The 15,148-nt window shown below is 72.3% G+C and carries 13 protein-coding genes; 8 read left to right on the forward strand and 5 right to left on the reverse strand.

Translation table 11 applies throughout. The features are described from left to right. The first annotated feature begins 87 nt into the window (after positions 1-87). The gene (locus tag ACIQ6R_RS32720) at positions 88-489 is read left to right on the forward strand and encodes a hypothetical protein (RefSeq protein ID WP_404225324.1); all 402 of its coding nucleotides are present in this window, start codon (positions 88-90) and stop codon (positions 487-489) included. A 146-nt stretch (positions 490-635) separates the two neighbouring features. Here ACIQ6R_RS32720 and ACIQ6R_RS32725 read toward each other — a convergent pair whose 3' ends face one another. Both ACIQ6R_RS32725 and ACIQ6R_RS32730 read right to left on the reverse strand, forming a co-directional pair. Then, entirely contained in the window at positions 636-1,790 is a 1,155-nt protein-coding gene (locus ACIQ6R_RS32725; protein ID WP_404225325.1) for an enolase C-terminal domain-like protein, read from the reverse strand. Between the two features lie 39 nt (positions 1,791-1,829). Next, positions 1,830-2,891 (reverse strand): glucose 1-dehydrogenase, encoded by a 1,062-nt coding sequence (locus tag ACIQ6R_RS32730; protein WP_404225327.1) that lies wholly within the window; start codon positions 2,889-2,891, stop codon positions 1,830-1,832. 179 nt (positions 2,892-3,070) lie between these two features. Between ACIQ6R_RS32730 and ACIQ6R_RS32735 the strand changes: the two genes are divergently transcribed. Next, a complete protein-coding gene (locus tag ACIQ6R_RS32735) occupies positions 3,071-3,871 on the forward strand; it encodes a ribonuclease BN (protein WP_404225328.1) in 801 nt (266 codons plus the stop codon). Positions 3,872-4,149: 278 nt separating this feature from the next. Here the strand turns inward: ACIQ6R_RS32735 and ACIQ6R_RS32740 are convergent, their stop codons facing one another. Both ACIQ6R_RS32740 and ACIQ6R_RS32745 read right to left on the reverse strand, forming a co-directional pair. Continuing rightward, complete coding sequence (locus tag ACIQ6R_RS32740; protein ID WP_404225329.1) at positions 4,150-5,253, reverse strand: SDR family oxidoreductase; 1,104 nt, start codon at positions 5,251-5,253, stop codon at positions 4,150-4,152. Next, positions 5,250-7,052: a thiamine pyrophosphate-requiring protein gene (locus tag ACIQ6R_RS32745; protein ID WP_404182702.1), complete on the reverse strand. Its 1,803-nt coding sequence runs from the start codon at positions 7,050-7,052 to the stop codon at positions 5,250-5,252. The genes ACIQ6R_RS32740 and ACIQ6R_RS32745 overlap by 4 nt, the downstream gene beginning before the upstream one ends. Before the next feature lie 756 nt (positions 7,053-7,808). Here ACIQ6R_RS32745 and ACIQ6R_RS32750 point away from each other — a divergent pair. Next, positions 7,809-9,866 (forward strand): RICIN domain-containing protein, encoded by a 2,058-nt coding sequence (locus ACIQ6R_RS32750; protein ID WP_404225330.1) that lies wholly within the window; start codon positions 7,809-7,811, stop codon positions 9,864-9,866. A gap of 283 nt (positions 9,867-10,149) precedes the next feature. Then, positions 10,150-10,941: an SAM-dependent methyltransferase gene (locus tag ACIQ6R_RS32755; RefSeq protein WP_404225332.1), complete on the forward strand. Its 792-nt coding sequence runs from the start codon at positions 10,150-10,152 to the stop codon at positions 10,939-10,941. Between the two features lie 25 nt (positions 10,942-10,966). Here ACIQ6R_RS32755 and ACIQ6R_RS32760 read toward each other — a convergent pair whose 3' ends face one another. Continuing rightward, positions 10,967-11,143 (reverse strand): hypothetical protein, encoded by a 177-nt coding sequence (locus tag ACIQ6R_RS32760; RefSeq protein WP_310875043.1) that lies wholly within the window; start codon positions 11,141-11,143, stop codon positions 10,967-10,969. 178 nt (positions 11,144-11,321) lie between these two features. Between ACIQ6R_RS32760 and ACIQ6R_RS32765 the strand changes: the two genes are divergently transcribed. From ACIQ6R_RS32765 to ACIQ6R_RS32780, 4 genes are all read left to right on the forward strand, one after another. After that, positions 11,322-12,503 carry a spore photoproduct lyase family protein gene (locus ACIQ6R_RS32765; protein ID WP_404225334.1) on the forward strand — a complete coding sequence of 394 codons (1,182 nt, stop codon included), beginning with the start codon at positions 11,322-11,324 and terminating at the stop codon, positions 12,501-12,503. Positions 12,504-12,638: 135 nt separating this feature from the next. Then, a complete protein-coding gene (locus ACIQ6R_RS32770; protein WP_404225335.1) occupies positions 12,639-13,202 on the forward strand; it encodes an MSMEG_1061 family FMN-dependent PPOX-type flavoprotein in 564 nt (187 codons plus the stop codon). Between the two features lie 103 nt (positions 13,203-13,305). Beyond that, positions 13,306-14,166 (forward strand): ABC transporter ATP-binding protein, encoded by an 861-nt coding sequence (locus ACIQ6R_RS32775; RefSeq protein ID WP_404182716.1) that lies wholly within the window; start codon positions 13,306-13,308, stop codon positions 14,164-14,166. Continuing rightward, positions 14,163-15,146 carry an ABC transporter substrate-binding protein gene (locus tag ACIQ6R_RS32780; RefSeq protein WP_404182719.1) on the forward strand — a complete coding sequence of 328 codons (984 nt, stop codon included), beginning with the start codon at positions 14,163-14,165 and terminating at the stop codon, positions 15,144-15,146. Before ACIQ6R_RS32775 ends, ACIQ6R_RS32780 begins: the two co-directional genes overlap by 4 nt. Positions 15,147-15,148: the final 2 nt, after the last annotated feature.

The raw sequence follows: 15,148 nt of genomic DNA on the forward strand, positions 1-15,148 counted from the left end.
CGACGGCGGTCTCCTCACCCGCGGGGCGTTTGCTCCCCGCCCTGCGGGTAACTCCGGCATTCCGGACGCCGACCCCCGGGAGTCGCCATGTGGAAGCGCAAGGCCAGAAAGGGCCGTCGGACCGCCAAGCCGGTCCCCATGGAGCTGTGCGACCTGTGCGCCAGGGTCTTCCCCGAGGACGAAGCCGTGAGCGGCTACGTGCCGGACTCCTCCGCGGCCCACCTCACCAACGAATGGTTCGACGGGCTGCGGCTCATCACCGCGTGCTGCGACGACCACTTCGACGTGATCAAGGGCGGTTACGCGCACCGGCCCTTCGTGGACGAGGAACTGTGGGCGGCGAAGCTCACCCGCGCGCTGACCACGGGCCCGCCGGCGCTCTCCATGGACCAGCTCGGCTGCCGGACCGGCCTCCAGGAGCCGCAGATACGCGCCGCCATCGCCTGGCACAACGAGCGCATGCGTGAGCAGCAGCGCATGGACCCCTGAGACCGTCCGCTGAGGCGGCCCGAGGCCGTCCGCCGAGGCGGCCCGAGGCCGTCCGCCGAGGCGGCCCGAGGCCGTCCGCCGAGGCGGCCCGAGGCCGTCCGCTGAGGTGATCCCACGCCGTCGCCAGCCCTGTTTCCCGGCCGTGGTCAGGACGGGCGGGTACCGGACACGCGGTACGGCTCCGCGTCGGCCCACTTGACCTCCAGACCGAGCCCCGGTCGGCCCGTGTCGGGGCGCAGGGCTCCGCCGTCGGGCGAGAGAACGCCGTCGAACAGCAGCCGCTCGACGCGTACGTGGTCGTGGAAGTACTCCAGGTGCCGCAGCCGGCGCACGGCGCAGAAGGCGTGGGCGGACACCGCCGGGGCGCAGTGCGCGGACAGGTCGAGGTGGCGGCCGGCCGACAGACCGGCGACCTCCAGCACGCCGGTGATGCCACCGCAGCGGGTGACGTCGGCCTGGAGGCAGTCCACGGCCGGCCCGTCGACGAGGTTGGCGAAGTCCTGGGCGGTGAAGGCGTACTCCCCCGCCGTGATCTCCAGTCGGGCCGGGCCCCGGTCGCGCAGCATCCGCAGCCCCGCAAGGTCCGCGGAGCTCACGGGTTCCTCGAACCAGCGCACGTCCCACTCGTCGTGGAACCGGTGCGCCCAGTACAGCGCCTCCTTGCGGCCGAGCGCCCCGTTGGCGTCGGTGAACAGCTCCGGACCGTCGCCCACCGCCCGGCGCACGGCGGTCAGGCGCCGCGCGTCGGCCTCCGGTTCCCGCGAGGTCTTCAGTTTCACGCGCGGGATGCCCTGCTCGACCCATCCGGTGACCTGGTCGGTGAGGCGGTCCTCGGAGTAGTTGGTGAAGCCGCCGCTGCCGTAGACCGGCACCCGGTCGTGGTGGGCGGGGAGGAGGTGGACCAAGGGGAGGCCGAGCAGTCTCGCCTTGAGGTCCCACAGCGCCACGTCGACGGCTGACCGGGCCATGGCCCCGACGCCGGGGCGGCCGGCGTTGCGCATCCGCGCCCCCATCCGCTCCCACAGCGCCGGTGGCGAGGCGACCGGCCCGCCCTCGACCACCGGCGCCAGCACGGAGCGCGCGAAGGCCGCGACGGACACGTCCCCGTAGGTGTAGCCGAGGCCGGTTGCGCCGCCTGCGTGCACCCGCACCAGAACCATGGTCGTGGAGTCCCACTCCAGGGTGCCGTCCTGCTCCCGGCCGTCCGGGCCGTCGGTGGGGACCTCGAAGGCGTGGATGTCGACCGCGTCGATCGTGCACCCGTCCAGCGCCCTCGCGTCGAAGCCGGTGGCCGGCGTCATCTCGTACTCCCTCGGATCGTCACGTACGCGGGCGAGCGGTCAGTCCGCGCCGCCCTCCAGCGTGATCACCGTCTTGATGTCGTCGGCGCTCGGCTCGAACGCCCGTGTCGCGTGTTCCAGCGGCACCCGGCGGTTGAGCAACCGGTGGAGCCACTCCCGGTCCGCTCGTGCCAGGGCGTCGGCGGCCTGCCGGAAGTGGCGGAGGTTGGCGTTGACGGAGCCCACCACGCAGTCGTTCTCCAGCACGATGTCGCGGTTCACCGTGCCCGCGTCCACGGTCAGGCTCCGCCCGGCGGGCGAGACGCCGGTGAGGCAGACGATGCCGTACGCCGCCGTCCCGCGCATCGCGTCGAACACCAGCCGTCCGGCGCCGGTGGCCTCCACCACGACGTCCGGGCGTACGGCGGCGAACACGTCGTCGGCCGCACCGCTGTGGTACGTGGCTCCGAGGGCGCGCACGAGGTCCGGCTTGGGCCCGTCCGTGACCCGGTCAAGGACGTGTACGTCGAGGCCGCGCTGCCGGCCGAGCAGCGCGGCGAGGAGACCGATGGGACCGGCGCCGGTCACCAGTACGCTGCGGGGCTCGAACCAGGCCCTGGCGCCCACCCGCTCGATCTGTTCCCAGGCCTTGGCGACCACACTGGTCGGCTCCATGAGCACGCCCGCGAGGCCCAGCCCCGCGTCCACGCGCACGGCGTAGTCGGTCTCCAGGCACCACAGCTCGGCGCCGTACCCGTCGAGTTCCTTGATGCCGCGTTCGCGGTAGCGGCCGTTGCGGCACATGTCGAACTCACCGTGCGCGCAGGCTCCGCAGGGCTCGGGGTCGGGGCGCCGCACCACGCCGGCCACCAGGTCGCCGACGGCGAATCCGCTGCCGTGCGGCGCCTCGGCCACGCGGCCGAGGGACTCGTGGCCGAGGATCAGGCGGTCGCGATCCGGCGGTGCCTGGCCGTACGCGCCGGAAGCGATCTCCCGGTCCGTGCCGCAGACACCCAGGGCCACCCCTCGGACCAACAGCTCACCGGCGGCCGGCTTCGGCTCCCCCACCTCCTCCACCCCGAGCGAGCCGTCGCCGCCGGGGCGGACGGTCAGTGCACGCATGATCCTCATCCTCTCGGCTCACCTACCCGGAGCCGGTTCCCCGCATCGTCGGGCCCATGCGGGGCCGTCCGGTCGGCGCGCGGCGGGCGTACGGGTGGCGGCACGTTTGTCCGGCCCGCCGACGGGTCACTCAGTTCCCCATCCGCGAGCCATCGAGGGGACCGCCCGAGGAGCATCCCGTGAACCGCTTCCGGCAGCCGTTCCACCGTGCGTGGGACCGGCTGGCCGCGTCCGCCCTCGTCCGGCGCGGCAGGGACCTGGAACTGATGCACCGGGCCCTGGGGTTCGCCACGCTCGCCCTGGTCACGCTGGCGCCGCTGCTGATCGTGGTGGCCGCCTTCGACCCCCTGGGGGCACGCGGCGGGTTCGCCTCCTGGCTGGCCGACGGTATGGGCCTGTCCGGCCGGTCCGCCCGTGTGCTGACCGACATCATCAGTCCGCCGACCGAGATCGTCGGCACCACCAGTGTGTGGGGCGGTATCGCGCTCGCCGTGTTCGGCGTGTCCTTCGCGGCGAGCGTCCAGAACGGCTACGAACGCATCTGGGAACTGCCCTCCGGCCCGTGGCACCGTGTCTGGCGCCAGGCGACCTGGGTGGTCATGCTGACCGCCTATCTCTACCAGGAGGTGCAGACCCGGACCGCGCTGCACGGGTCGGTGCGGATCGCGCTGTCCACGGCGACGGGCATGCTGTTCTTCTGGTGGGGCCAGCATTTCCTGCTGGGCAGCCAGGTCCGCTGGCGTGACCTGCTGCCGGGGGCGATCGCGACCATGGTGGGCCTGATCGGCCTGCGCGGCTTCTCGTACCTCGTGTTCACGCCGCTCATCCTCGACAACGCGATCAGTTACGGCACGGTCGGCATCGTGCTGGTGGTGGAGTCCTGGCTGATCGGGGTCGGGTTCGTGGTCTTCGGCGGCGCGATGGTCGGCCACTGGTTCTGCGAGCACCACTGGTGGACACGGAACATCGACCGTGAATGACCCGTTCCGCGACCCCGTTCTCCGCCGACGCTGCCGTCCGTGCTCGACCGGCGGACGGCTTCGCCGTCGGCCTGACCGGGTCGCGGTACCCCTTGCCCGGGCGGCCGTCACCGCCCTCTGTGCCGTGCCGTGCCGCGCCGCGACGGCGCCCCGCGACCGCCGGCCGGGCTCCCGGCACCCGGCACCCGGCACCCGGCACCCGGCACCCGGCGCCCGGCACCCGGCACCCGGCACCCGGCCCGAGCGTCAGGTCAGCGGCGCGGCAGTGCGTTCCGGGACTACGTCCACGGCCCTCGGGCGGAGCGCGCGGCGCGCCGCAACGACGCCGTCGCCCCGCCGCGCCGAGCGCGTCGGCGGATGCCGTCGGCCAGGGCCGCGGCGACCGTTCCGGTCACGGCGGCGCCCAGCGCGAGCGACCGGCGGTGACGGGAGAGCCAGAACTGAAGGCTGCGGGCGTGGGACTCGTCGTCGAAGATCCCGTGCGCGCCGTAGTCGGCCGGTGCGGTGCCGTCCGGCGGCTTCCAGAGGTTGACCGGACGGGACGGGTCGACGGGCTCGTCCGTCTGCTGCCCGTCGTAACCGGTGCGGGCCAGGTAACGGTCCAGCAGCCCGGGGGCGAGCTTCTGGCCGATCAGCGTGGCGACGGTGGAGCCGCCGACCCAGTACTCGCGCCGCTCGGGGTGGTCCGCGGCGTACAGAACCGCCTCGGCGGCGACCTCGGGCTGGTAGACCGGGGCCACCGGGCGCGGATGCCGGGGCAGCCGGCTGAGGACCCAGCTGAACTGGGGCGTGTTGAGCCCGGGCATCTGGACCATGGTCACCCGGACCCCGCTGCGGTCGTGCAGCAGTTCGCAGCGCAGGGAGTCGGTGAAGCCCTGGATGGCGTGCTTGGCCCCGCAGTACACCGACTGGAGCGGGACGCTGCGCTGGGCCAGGGCCGAACCCACCTGGACGATGGTGCCGCGATCGCGCGGCGTCATGTGCCGCAGGGCGGCCTGGGTGCCGTGGACGAAGCCGAAGTAGGTCACCTCGGTCGCCCGCTTGAGTTCTGCCGGTTCGATCTCCGCCACCGGGGCGAAGACGGTCGAGAACGCGGCGTTCACCCAGACGTCGATCGGGCCGAGCTCCTCCTCGACCCGGGCGGCCGCCGCGTCCACGGCCCCCGGGTCCGCGACGTCCACCACCAGGGGCAGTGCGCGTCCGCCCGCCTGCCGGACCTCCTCCGCCGCCTGCTCCAGGGCGTACTCACCGCGCGCCAGGAGGGCCACGGAACTCCCACGGGCGCCGAAGGCCCGTGCGGTGGCCCGGCCGACGCCGCCGGTCGCCCCGGTGACGACCACGACTTCCGTGCCGCCCGCCCGGCGGTGCCGCCCGCCGCTCACTTCTTGCCCCGGCCGGGGAGGTGCTCGGCGTACTCGGTGAGCTTCTGGCGTACGCCCTTGGTGGCGATGCCGGTGGCCTGCGGGTCGTGCAGCGCCGCCTTGACCGCCTTCTTGCCCTGCTCCTTCATGATGTGCGGCGGGATCGGCGCGATCTCCGGGTCGACCTTGAACTCCAGGACCACGGGCCGGTCGGCGGCGAGCGCCTCGTCCCAGGCCGACCCGACCTTCTTCGGGTCGGCGCAGACGATGCCCTTGAGGCCGAGGAGCTCGGCGTAGGCGGCGTAGGGGACGTCGGGGATGTCCTGCGAGCCCGGATACTTGGGGTCACCGGCCATGGCGCGCTGTTCCCAGGTGACCTGGTTGAGGTCCTGGTTGTTGAAGACGCAGAAGACGAGCGGCGCCGTACCGGTCAGACGGTCCAGGTAGCGCTTGACGGTGATCATCTCGTTCATGCCGTTCATCTGGAACGCGCCGTCCCCGATGAACGCGATCACCGGCCGGTCGGGGTACGCGAACCGCGCCGCGATGGCGTACGGAGTCCCCGGCCCCATCGTCGCCAGCGTGCCGGACAGCGAGGCCCGCATGCCCTCGCGCAGCTTGAGGTGCCGGGCCCACCAGTTGGTGCCGGAGCCGGAATCGGCCGTGAGGATGGCTCCGTCGGGCAGGCGGGGCGACAGTTCGGCGGCTACGGCCTGGGGGTTGATCGTCTTGCCGAAGTGCTCTCCCGCCCAGCGGTCGCACAGGTCGTGCCATTCCCGTACGTCCTTCTCGATCTTCTCCCGCCAGCCGCGGTCCTTCTTGCGCTGGAGCATCGGGATCAGGGCACGCAGGGTTTCCCTGGAGTCGCCGACGAGGTGGGCGTCCATGGGATAGCGGATGCCGATCATGCGGCCGTCGATGTCGATCTCGACGCCCCTGGCCTGCCCCTCCTCCGGCAGCCACTCCGAGTACGGGAAGCTGCTGCCGACCATCAGCAGGGTGTCGCAGCCCTGGATCATGTTGTCGCTGGCCTTGCTGCCCAGGAGGCCGATGGGCCCGGTGACGTACGGCAGGTCGTCGGGCAGGACCTCGCGGCCGAGCAGGGCCTTGGCGACACCGGCGCCGAGCAGTTCGGCCACCTCCTTCACCTCGGCCTCCGCCTTCGCCGCGCCCTGGCCCACCAGCATGGCGACCTTGTCGCCCGCGTTGAGGACGTCGGCGGCCTTGCGGAGCTCGTCCAGGTCGGGCAGCACCCGGGGCCGGCTCCAGCCCACGCTGGAGAAGACCGAGCCGTGCTCCCTGGGCGGGGAGGGCTGGGCCTCCTCCTCCTGCACGTCGTTGGGGATGATGATCGTGGCGACGCCCCGGGTGGTCAGGGCGGTCTTGAACGCCCGGTCGATCACATGCCGGGCCTGGCCCGGGTGCACGACCATCTGGCAGTACTCGGACACGTCCGCGAACAGCTGGTCGAGGGCGATCTCCTGCTGGTAGTGGGTGCCGAGCGACAGCCGCTTCTGCTGGCCCACCACCGCCACCACGGGCTGGTGGTCGAGCTTGGCGTCGTAGAGGCCGTTGAGCAGGTGCACCGCGCCCGGTCCCGACGTGGCGACGCAGCACCCCACCTCGCCGGTGAACTTGGCGTGGGCGCAGGCCATGAACGCGGCCATCTCCTCGTGCCGTGCCTGGATGAACTCCGGGTCGCCGTCGGCCCGGTCGAAGGCGCCGAGCAGGCCGTTGATGCCGTCACCCGGATAGCCGTACACACGCTGGACGCCCCACTCGGACAGGCGCTGGAGGACATAGTCGGCGACTTGGGTCATGAGGCTCTCCTGGGCGTGGGGGGACGACGGTCGGCTTGTGGAGTTGCCTTCCCCGGCAGCCCGTAAACCGGGCGGTACTCACCCGTTCGGCCACGAACCGACCGACCTTGGCACAAGGCCGAGGAAGGTGAGCACCCGTTCGCCGTGCGGCCGCACGGGCTCCAAGAGCGCACGGGCGCCATGAGCGCACGGGCTCCATAAGCGCACGGGCTCCATAAGCGCACGGGCTCCCGCGCCGCACACCATGGACGGGCAAGTGGATGCGCATGTCTGTCACCAGCACACCCCGTACGCCGCAGTCCGCAGTCCTCCGCCGGGGTGGCGCGGGAGCCGGACGGGGCGGATGGCCGGACGGGGCAGGTGGCCGGCCGGGGCAGGTGGCCGGCCGGGGCAGGTGGCCGGCCGGGGCAGGTGGCCGGGCGCCCGAGGAGGGACTCGTGCGCCGGATGGCCGCCTGTCCCGCCGGCCCGGGCCGGGCGGCCCTGCGCGAGGCGGCGGTCACGGCCGTCTCACGTCTACTGGACCGGCCCCGCGCCTTTCCGCGGCGCGGCCTCCTCGGGGGCCGACTGGCCACCGCCCCGGCGCGCGGTCGAGCCCCGACGGACCCTTGACCGCCGCCCTCGGGGCAGGGTAGACATGCGGCCATTGATGTTTACGTAAACATGAACCACACCCCTGACCGTGAGAGCCCCTTCGCGGCGCTCGATGTTTGCGCAAACAGAATGAGTGACCACACCTTCCAGTCGGGAGCACACGATGGCACGCCGTACGCGCAGCAGACGCCTCCTCGGGGCCGCCGCCCTGACCGCCCTGGCCACGGGCGCCGCCCTGATCAGCGTTCCCGCCCAGGCCGAACCGGCCGCGGCCGCCGCCTCCGTCACCGTGCGGCCCGACCCGTCGTACCAGCAGGAGGAGTTCGAGGGCTGGGGCACCAGCCTGGTCTGGTTCGCCAACGCCACCGGCGACTACCCTCCCGAGATCCGCGAGAAGCTGGCGCGGCTCCTCTTCGGCGACGACGGCCTGGGCCTGAACATCGCCCGCTACAACATCGGCGGCGGCAACGCGCCGGACGTCAAGGACTACCTGCGCGCCGGCGGCGCCGTCGAGGGCTGGTGGAAGGCGCCCGCGGGCACCACCCGTGAGGACACCGACTGGTGGAGCGCCGACGACCCGGCCGACTGGAACGAGGACGCCGACGCCACCCAGCGCTGGTGGGTCGAGCGCATCAAGGACGACATCGACCACTGGGAGACGTTCAGCAACTCCCCGCCCTGGTTCATGACCGTCAGCGGCTACGTCTCCGGCGGCTTCGACTCCTTGGCCGACCAGCTCAGGACCGAGTCGGTCGACGACTTCGCCGCCTACATGGCCGGTGCGACCAAGCGGCTGGAGAAGGCCGAGGGCATCGAGGTCGACACCGTCGACCCGTTCAACGAGCCCAACACCCCCTACTGGGGCACGCGGCTGGGCGCGGACGGCGAACCCGTCGGCGGCCGGCAGGAAGGGGCCCACATGGGCCCCGGCCTCCAGCGCGAGGTCCTGCGGGCCCTCGCCCCCGCGCTGAGGAAGGCGAAGGTCGAGGCGGACATCTCGGCGATGGACGAGACCAACCCCGGTACCTTCGCGACGAACTGGAACGCCTACTCCCCGGCCGACCGCGACCTCGTCGACCAGATGAACGTGCACACCTACGGCACCGGGCAGCGCACCACCGTGCGGGACCTGTCCAAGGCCGCGGACAAGCCGCTGTGGATGAGCGAGGTCGGCGGCGACTGGGGCGACGGCCAGGACTTCGAGGACATGCGGCCAGGACTCGGCCTCGCCCAGCAGATCGTCGACGATCTGCGTGAACTGGAGCCCCGGGCCTGGGTGTTCTGGCAGCCCGTCGAGGACTACGACAACATGAGGCCCGGCGGCGAGTCGGCCAAGGGCGGCAACTGGGGCAGCATCCAGCTCCCGTTCAGCTGCACCGCCGAGGACACCCTCGAAACCTGCCCGATCCGGACCAACACCAAGTTCGACACCGCCCGCAACTTCACCCACTTCATCCGGCCCGGCGACCGGCTGATCAAGACGGACGACACCTCCAGTGCCGCCGCCGTCACCCGCGACGGCAAGGGCGCCTCGCTCGTCCACGTCAACCGCACCGCCGAGGCCCGCACGGTCACCGTCGACCTGTCGAACTTCCGCCACGTGCGCCGGGACGCCACCGTCACCCCCGTCGTGACCAGTGCCGACGGCAAGCTCGCACGACAGGCGCCGATCAGGGTGAGTGACCGCGCGGCCACCTTCACCGTGCCCGCGCGGTCCGTGACCTCCTTCGCGATCAAGGGCGTCTCCGGCGTCGCGAAGGACGCCGCCCTGCTCCGCGAGGGCCACACCTACACGCTGACCGGCGTACAGAGCGGCAAGGCCGTCACCGTCGCGGCGGGCGGCACCGACCTGGTCCTCGGCACCGGGGCCGGCACCGGCGCCGAGCGGTGGCGGCTCAGCGCGGTGCGCCACGACAGCGGCGTGCGCGACCGCTACGTCTTCACCGACCCGGACGCCGGCACGCGGCTGGCCGTACGCGACGACGTCCCGGTGGCCGAACCCGACACCGGCAGGCGTGACAAGGCCGCCCAGTGGCTCATGTCGACCACCGGCGACGGCACCTGGACCCTGGTCAACGCGGCCACCGGGCGCCTGCTCGAAGTCGGCGGCCAGGCGACGCATGAGGGCGCGGCCGTCACGACGTGGCCGCCCAACTCCGGCGCCAACCAGCGCTGGACGGTGACGGACGTGTCCGCCGGCCGACACTCCCCCGCCTCCTGACCGAACGGCCCCGCCCGCGTCCACCCGCGGTGCGGGCGGGGCCTCGGACCCGTACAGACACCCGCACGGGTGATACGCGAGATCACCGACGCGGACCGGGAGTGGACCTACCGTCCGCCCGGCACCCAGGGCCGAAGTTCCGAGTGAGCGCGGGAGGGCCGCCGGGCGAGTCCGCGGTGCCCGGCAACTCCCGCCGTCCGCCCGGCACATGGCAGGGGACGCGGAGCAGTACGATGATCGGGATTCGCGGCGGAGCGCCACTTCCCGGACCACGGAGCCCGGCATGACCACGGACCATTCCCAGCCACCCCACATCGACACCAGCCGGGCCCACCCCGCGCGTGTCTACGACTGGCTGCTGGGCGGCAAGGACAACTACCCCGTCGACGAGGCGGTGGGCGAGACACTGCCCCCCGAGGCGCGGAACGCGGCGCGGCAGAACCGCGCGTTCATGAACCGCGCGGTGGCCCACCTCGCCGCGCGGGGCATCGACCAGTTCCTGGACATCGGCACCGGCATCCCGACCGAGCCCAACCTCCACCAGATCGTCCAGCGGACGGTGCCGACGGCCAGGGTCGTCTACGCCGACAACGACCCGATCGTCCTGCGGCACGCGGAGGCCCTGCTGGTCAGCAGTCCCGAGGGGGCCACGGACTACATCCAGGCCGACGTCCGCGAGCCGGACGAGATCGTGCGGCACGCACGCGAGATCCTCGACTTCGACCGGCCCGTCGCGCTGTCGCTGATCGCCCTGATGCACTTCGTTCCGGACGACGAGGACGCCCACGGCATCGTCCGCGGCCTGGTCGAGACCCTCCCGCCGGGCAGTCACCTGGTCCTGTCGCACGCCGCGATCGACCTCTTCCCGGAGCTCGCCGAGCAGGTGACCGCCCAGTACGCCAAGGGCGGCATCCGTCTCGGCTTCCGTACCCGGGCGGAGGTGGCCCGCTTCTTCGACGGCCTGGAGCTGCTGCCGCCCGGCCTGGTCACGGCCACCGAGTGGTACGGCGCGGGCCAGGAACCGCCCGCGCCGGAGGAGAGCGGCATCTACACGGGCGTCGCGCGGATCCCCTGACGACGGGGGGACTCGCCGCGGGGGCTCAGCGGCGCCGCCCGCGCGTCGCCCAGCCGCTGCCGATCCCGGCGACGTGCAGGGCCAGCAGGGCGAGGCCGATGAGCATGACGTTGGTAGCGGTGAAGATGTCGTTGGTCGAGATCTCCGCCGCGTTGATCAGCCAGGCGATGAGGAACAGAACCGCCGCGATGATGGCGAGCACGGTGTACACCCCTTCGGATCGGCGGCACCGGAGCGGTGCCGTGTCACGCGTATGCCCCCGACCGGTCGCGTGACACGGCGGAAGGCACCGCGCGCTTCGTACAGTGGAGGGAACGGGACCGTCCGCGGCGCACCGAGGCCGGGTACGGTCCGTCCCGCACCCGCCCACCGGAGCACCCATGCACGACCCGTCCACCGCACCGGACGACGGCTCCGGCACGCTGTTCGGCCTCGACGCCCTGACGCCCGGTCCGCCGGACGCCGCGCCCGCCGCCGGACCGTTCTTCCGGGACTCCGCGGCCGCTCGCCGACTGCTGCCCGTACGGGAGATCCACGCCGAGCCGGCGGCGGCCGCCTCTCCGCGCGGCCGGGAGGTGATCGCCCGGTTCCCCGAGGCCCGTGTGGTCGAGGTGGATTCCCACTGGCGCGTCCCCGGCCTGCACGGCAACGAGGGCAACGTGGAGCGCTGGGTGCGCGTCAAGGGAGAGACGCTGGTCCTGGGTGAGAGGAAGACGCTGTCCACCCGCCCCAACGGCCGCTCCGCCGACTGGATCGCCCCCGGCGCCTCCAACGGCTGCGCCATGGCCTGCGCCTACTGCTACGTGCCGCGCCGCAAGGGATACGCCAACCCGGTCACCGTCTTCACCAACATCGACCGGATCATCGCCCACCTCGGCCGGCACATCGCCCGGCAGGGACCCAAGCCCGAGCCGAACCAGTGCGACCCCGAGGCCTGGGTCTACGACGTCGGCGAGAACGGCGACTGCTCGGTGGACGCCCTGATCTGCGACAACACCGCGGACCTGGTGCACGCCTTCCGGCAGTGGCCGACGGCCAAGGCGTCCTTCGCCACCAAGTTCGTCAATCCCGACCTGCTCTCCCTCGACCCTCGCGGCCGAACGCGGATCCGCTTCTCCCTGATGCCGCCGGACGACTCCCGCCTGCTGGACGTGCGCACCTCACCGGTGGCCGAGCGCATCGCCGCGGCGGGCGACTTCCTGGACGCCGGCTACGAGGTGCACTTCAACCTCTCCCCCGTGGTGGTGCGGCCGGGCTGGGAGGATGCCTGGGCGGATCTGCTGCGGCACCTCGACGACGTCCTGCCGGACCGGGTCAAGCGGCAGGCCGCCGCCGAGGTGATCATGCTGACCCACAACCGGGGACTGCACGAGGTCAACCTCGGCTGGCACCCGCGCGCCGAGGAGGTGCTGTGGCGGCCCGAGCTCCAGCAGGCCAAGCGCTCGGAGAACGGCGCGCTGAACGTGCGCTACCGCAACGGCGTCAAGGGCGCGGCGGTGGAGCGGCTCCGCGCGCTCGTCGCCGCCCGTGCGCCCTGGCTGCGCGTCCGGTACGCCTTCTGAGGGGCGCACCGCCCGCCCGCGCTCCGCGTCGCTCCGGGCGACGGGTAAGGCGGACCTAACATCAGATAACGTGCCGGGTGCAACCATCCGCCGGAAGGCCACACGTCCGGCAAGCACACACCTGGGGAGCCGGCCTTGCCGCACACGATCGACGCGACCGGAGAACGACCGGACGCCGTCACCGAGGAGGGCTGGGTCGAGCTCGGCTCGCGCGCGGAACTGCGCGAGCTGCTGGGCGAGCCCTGGCCCCTCGTCATAGACAAGGTCCACGACCGGCTCACGGACGAGGACCGGGACATACTGGCCCGCTCCCCGTTCTGCCTGCTCGCCACCTCGGACGCCGAGGGCAACTGCGACGTCTCGCCGCGCGGTGACACCCCGGGCTTCACGCACGTCCTCTCACCCGGCACCCTCGCCCTGCCGGACCGGCCGGGGAACCGGCGGGGGGACAGCTTCCACAACATCCTCGACAATCCGCACGCCGGGCTGCTCTACCTGGTCCCCGGCGGCAAGGAGGTGCTGCGCGTCAACGGCCGGGCCCGCCTCCTCACCGACGCGCCCTTCTTCGACGCGATGGCCCGGGACGGGCGGCGACCTGACCTCGCCCTGCTCCTGGAGATCGACGAGATCTATCTTCACTGCCCGCAGTCCCTGAACCGGGCGGGACTGTGGAAACCCCAGTCGTGGAAAGCGAGTTGAGCCCGTCGCCCGACCGGCGGCGAACGGGGCGCCAGGGTCGCCGCCGGGGCGGTGTGAGCCCCGCCTCTACCAGCGGTTTTTAGGTTAGGCTAACCTTCGCCACGTGAGATCTGGTGAAGACGCAGCCGGTACCCCGCGCTTGCGCGGTCATGAACTGTCGGCGACCGGTGTGACCGTGTCGTACGACGGTGTCGATGTCGTGCACGACGCGGCGGTCGGGCTCAGGCCCGGTGAAGTGACCGTCCTGGTGGGGCCGAACGGCAGCGGCAAATCGACCCTGCTGCGGACCATCGCCCGGCTGCAGCGTGCCCGCAGTGCCACGCTCAGGATCGACGGCGGCACCGACGGCCTGGCGCTGACGTCCCGTGAGTTCTCGCGTTACGTCGCCCTGCTCACGCAGGGGCGTCCGACACCCGGCGGGCTGACCGTGCGGGACGTCGTCGAGTTCGGCCGCTACCCGTACCGGGGCCGCTGGGGGCGGCCGGATCCGGACGGCCCGGCCGCCGTCGACCGGGCGCTCGCGCTCACCGGCGTCGACGGCCTCGCCGACCGCGGCGCGGACCACCTGTCCGGCGGGCAGTTGCAGCGGGTGTGGCTCGCGAGCTGCCTCGCCCAGGAGACCGGGGTCCTGCTCCTGGACGAACCGACGACGTACCTCGACCTGCGCTACCAGATCGAACTCCTCGACCTCATCCGCGACCTGGCGGACGACCACGGCATCGCCGTCGGAGTCGTCCTGCACGACCTCGACCAGGCCGCGGCCGTCGCCGACCGGATCACGCTTCTCGAAGCGGGCCGGATCGTCGCCGACGGCCTGCCCGAGGACGTGCTGACGCCGGAACGCCTCAGTGCCGTCTACGGCATCCGCATCGACGTCGACACCGACCCCATGACCGGCCGACTGCGCACCCGCCCGATCGGCCGCCACCACATACGAACCGAAAGGCTCGGCACCACCTCATGAGACGCCTCCTGCTCACCGCGGCCGCCACCACCGCCGCGGCGCTCACCCTCGCCGCCTGCGGCACCACCGAGCCCGCCGCCGACAAGACCGAGAAGAAGGCCTCCGAGGCCATCACGCTCAAGGACGGCAAGGGCACCGAGGTGAAGCTCGACGGCCCGGCCACCAAGGTCGTCGCCACCGAGTGGAACGCCGTCGAGAGCCTCGTCTCACTGGGTGTCGACCCGGTCGGCGTCGCGGACGTCAAGGGCTACAAGACGTGGGACACCTCGGTCCCGCTGAAGAACGAGCCCAAGGACATCGGCACGCGCGGCGAGCCGAGCATGGACACCGTCGCCTCGCTCGCTCCCGACCTCATCGTCGCCACCACCGACCTGCCGCCCGCCGCCGTGAAGCAGCTGCGCGAGGTCGCCCCGGTGCTGGAGCTGAAGTCCGCCGACGGCACCGACCAGATCGGGCAGATGCTCGACAACGTCGACCTCGTCGCCAAGGCCACCGGCACCACGGACAAGGCGAAGACGATCCGCGCCGCCTTCGAGGCGAAGGTCGCCGAGGGCAAGAAGGCCCTGACCGACGCCGAGATGGCCGGCCAGGAGATCGCCTTCGCCGACGGCTACGTGACCTCCAACCAGGTCTCGATCCGCCCCTACACCGCGACCTCCCTCATCGGTGAGGTGAACGAGGCCATCGGCCTGAAGAACGCCTGGAAGATGAAGGGCGACGAGGCCTACGGTCTCGCCTCCACCGACGTCGAGGGCCTGACCGCCCTGCCGAAGGACACCCACTTCGCCTACATCGGCAACGACGAGGACCCGAACGCCACCCCGTTCACCGGCGCGCTGGCCGAGAACTCGGTGTGGAAGTCGCTGCCGTTCGTGAAGGCCGGCGACGTGCACCGGCTGAACGACGGCATCTGGATGTTCGGTGGCCCCGGGTCGATGGAGGCGTACATCGACGCCGTCGTCGGCGCGCTGACGAAGTAGCG

Origin of the sequence: Streptomyces sp. NPDC096048, from assembly GCF_044763415.1 — a bacterium.
Lineage (GTDB): Bacteria > Actinomycetota > Actinomycetes > Streptomycetales > Streptomycetaceae > Streptomyces.

Bases quoted from the DNA above. Each gene is read 5' to 3' on its own strand.
- ACIQ6R_RS32745 (WP_404182702.1), bottom strand. From the start codon at position 7,052: ATGACCCAAGTCGCCGACTATGTCCTCCAGCGCCTGTCCGAGTGGGGC.
- ACIQ6R_RS32725 (WP_404225325.1), bottom strand. From the start codon at position 1,790: ATGACGCCGGCCACCGGCTTCGACGCGAGGGCGCTGGACGGGTGCACG.
- ACIQ6R_RS32765 (WP_404225334.1), top strand. From the start codon at position 11,322: ATGCACGACCCGTCCACCGCACCGGACGACGGCTCCGGCACGCTGTTC.
- ACIQ6R_RS32780 (WP_404182719.1), top strand. From the start codon at position 14,163: ATGAGACGCCTCCTGCTCACCGCGGCCGCCACCACCGCCGCGGCGCTC.
- ACIQ6R_RS32730 (WP_404225327.1), bottom strand. From the start codon at position 2,891: ATGCGTGCACTGACCGTCCGCCCCGGCGGCGACGGCTCGCTCGGGGTG.
- ACIQ6R_RS32755 (WP_404225332.1), top strand. From the start codon at position 10,150: ATGACCACGGACCATTCCCAGCCACCCCACATCGACACCAGCCGGGCC.
- ACIQ6R_RS32750 (WP_404225330.1), top strand. From the start codon at position 7,809: ATGGCACGCCGTACGCGCAGCAGACGCCTCCTCGGGGCCGCCGCCCTG.
- ACIQ6R_RS32720 (WP_404225324.1), top strand. From the start codon at position 88: ATGTGGAAGCGCAAGGCCAGAAAGGGCCGTCGGACCGCCAAGCCGGTC.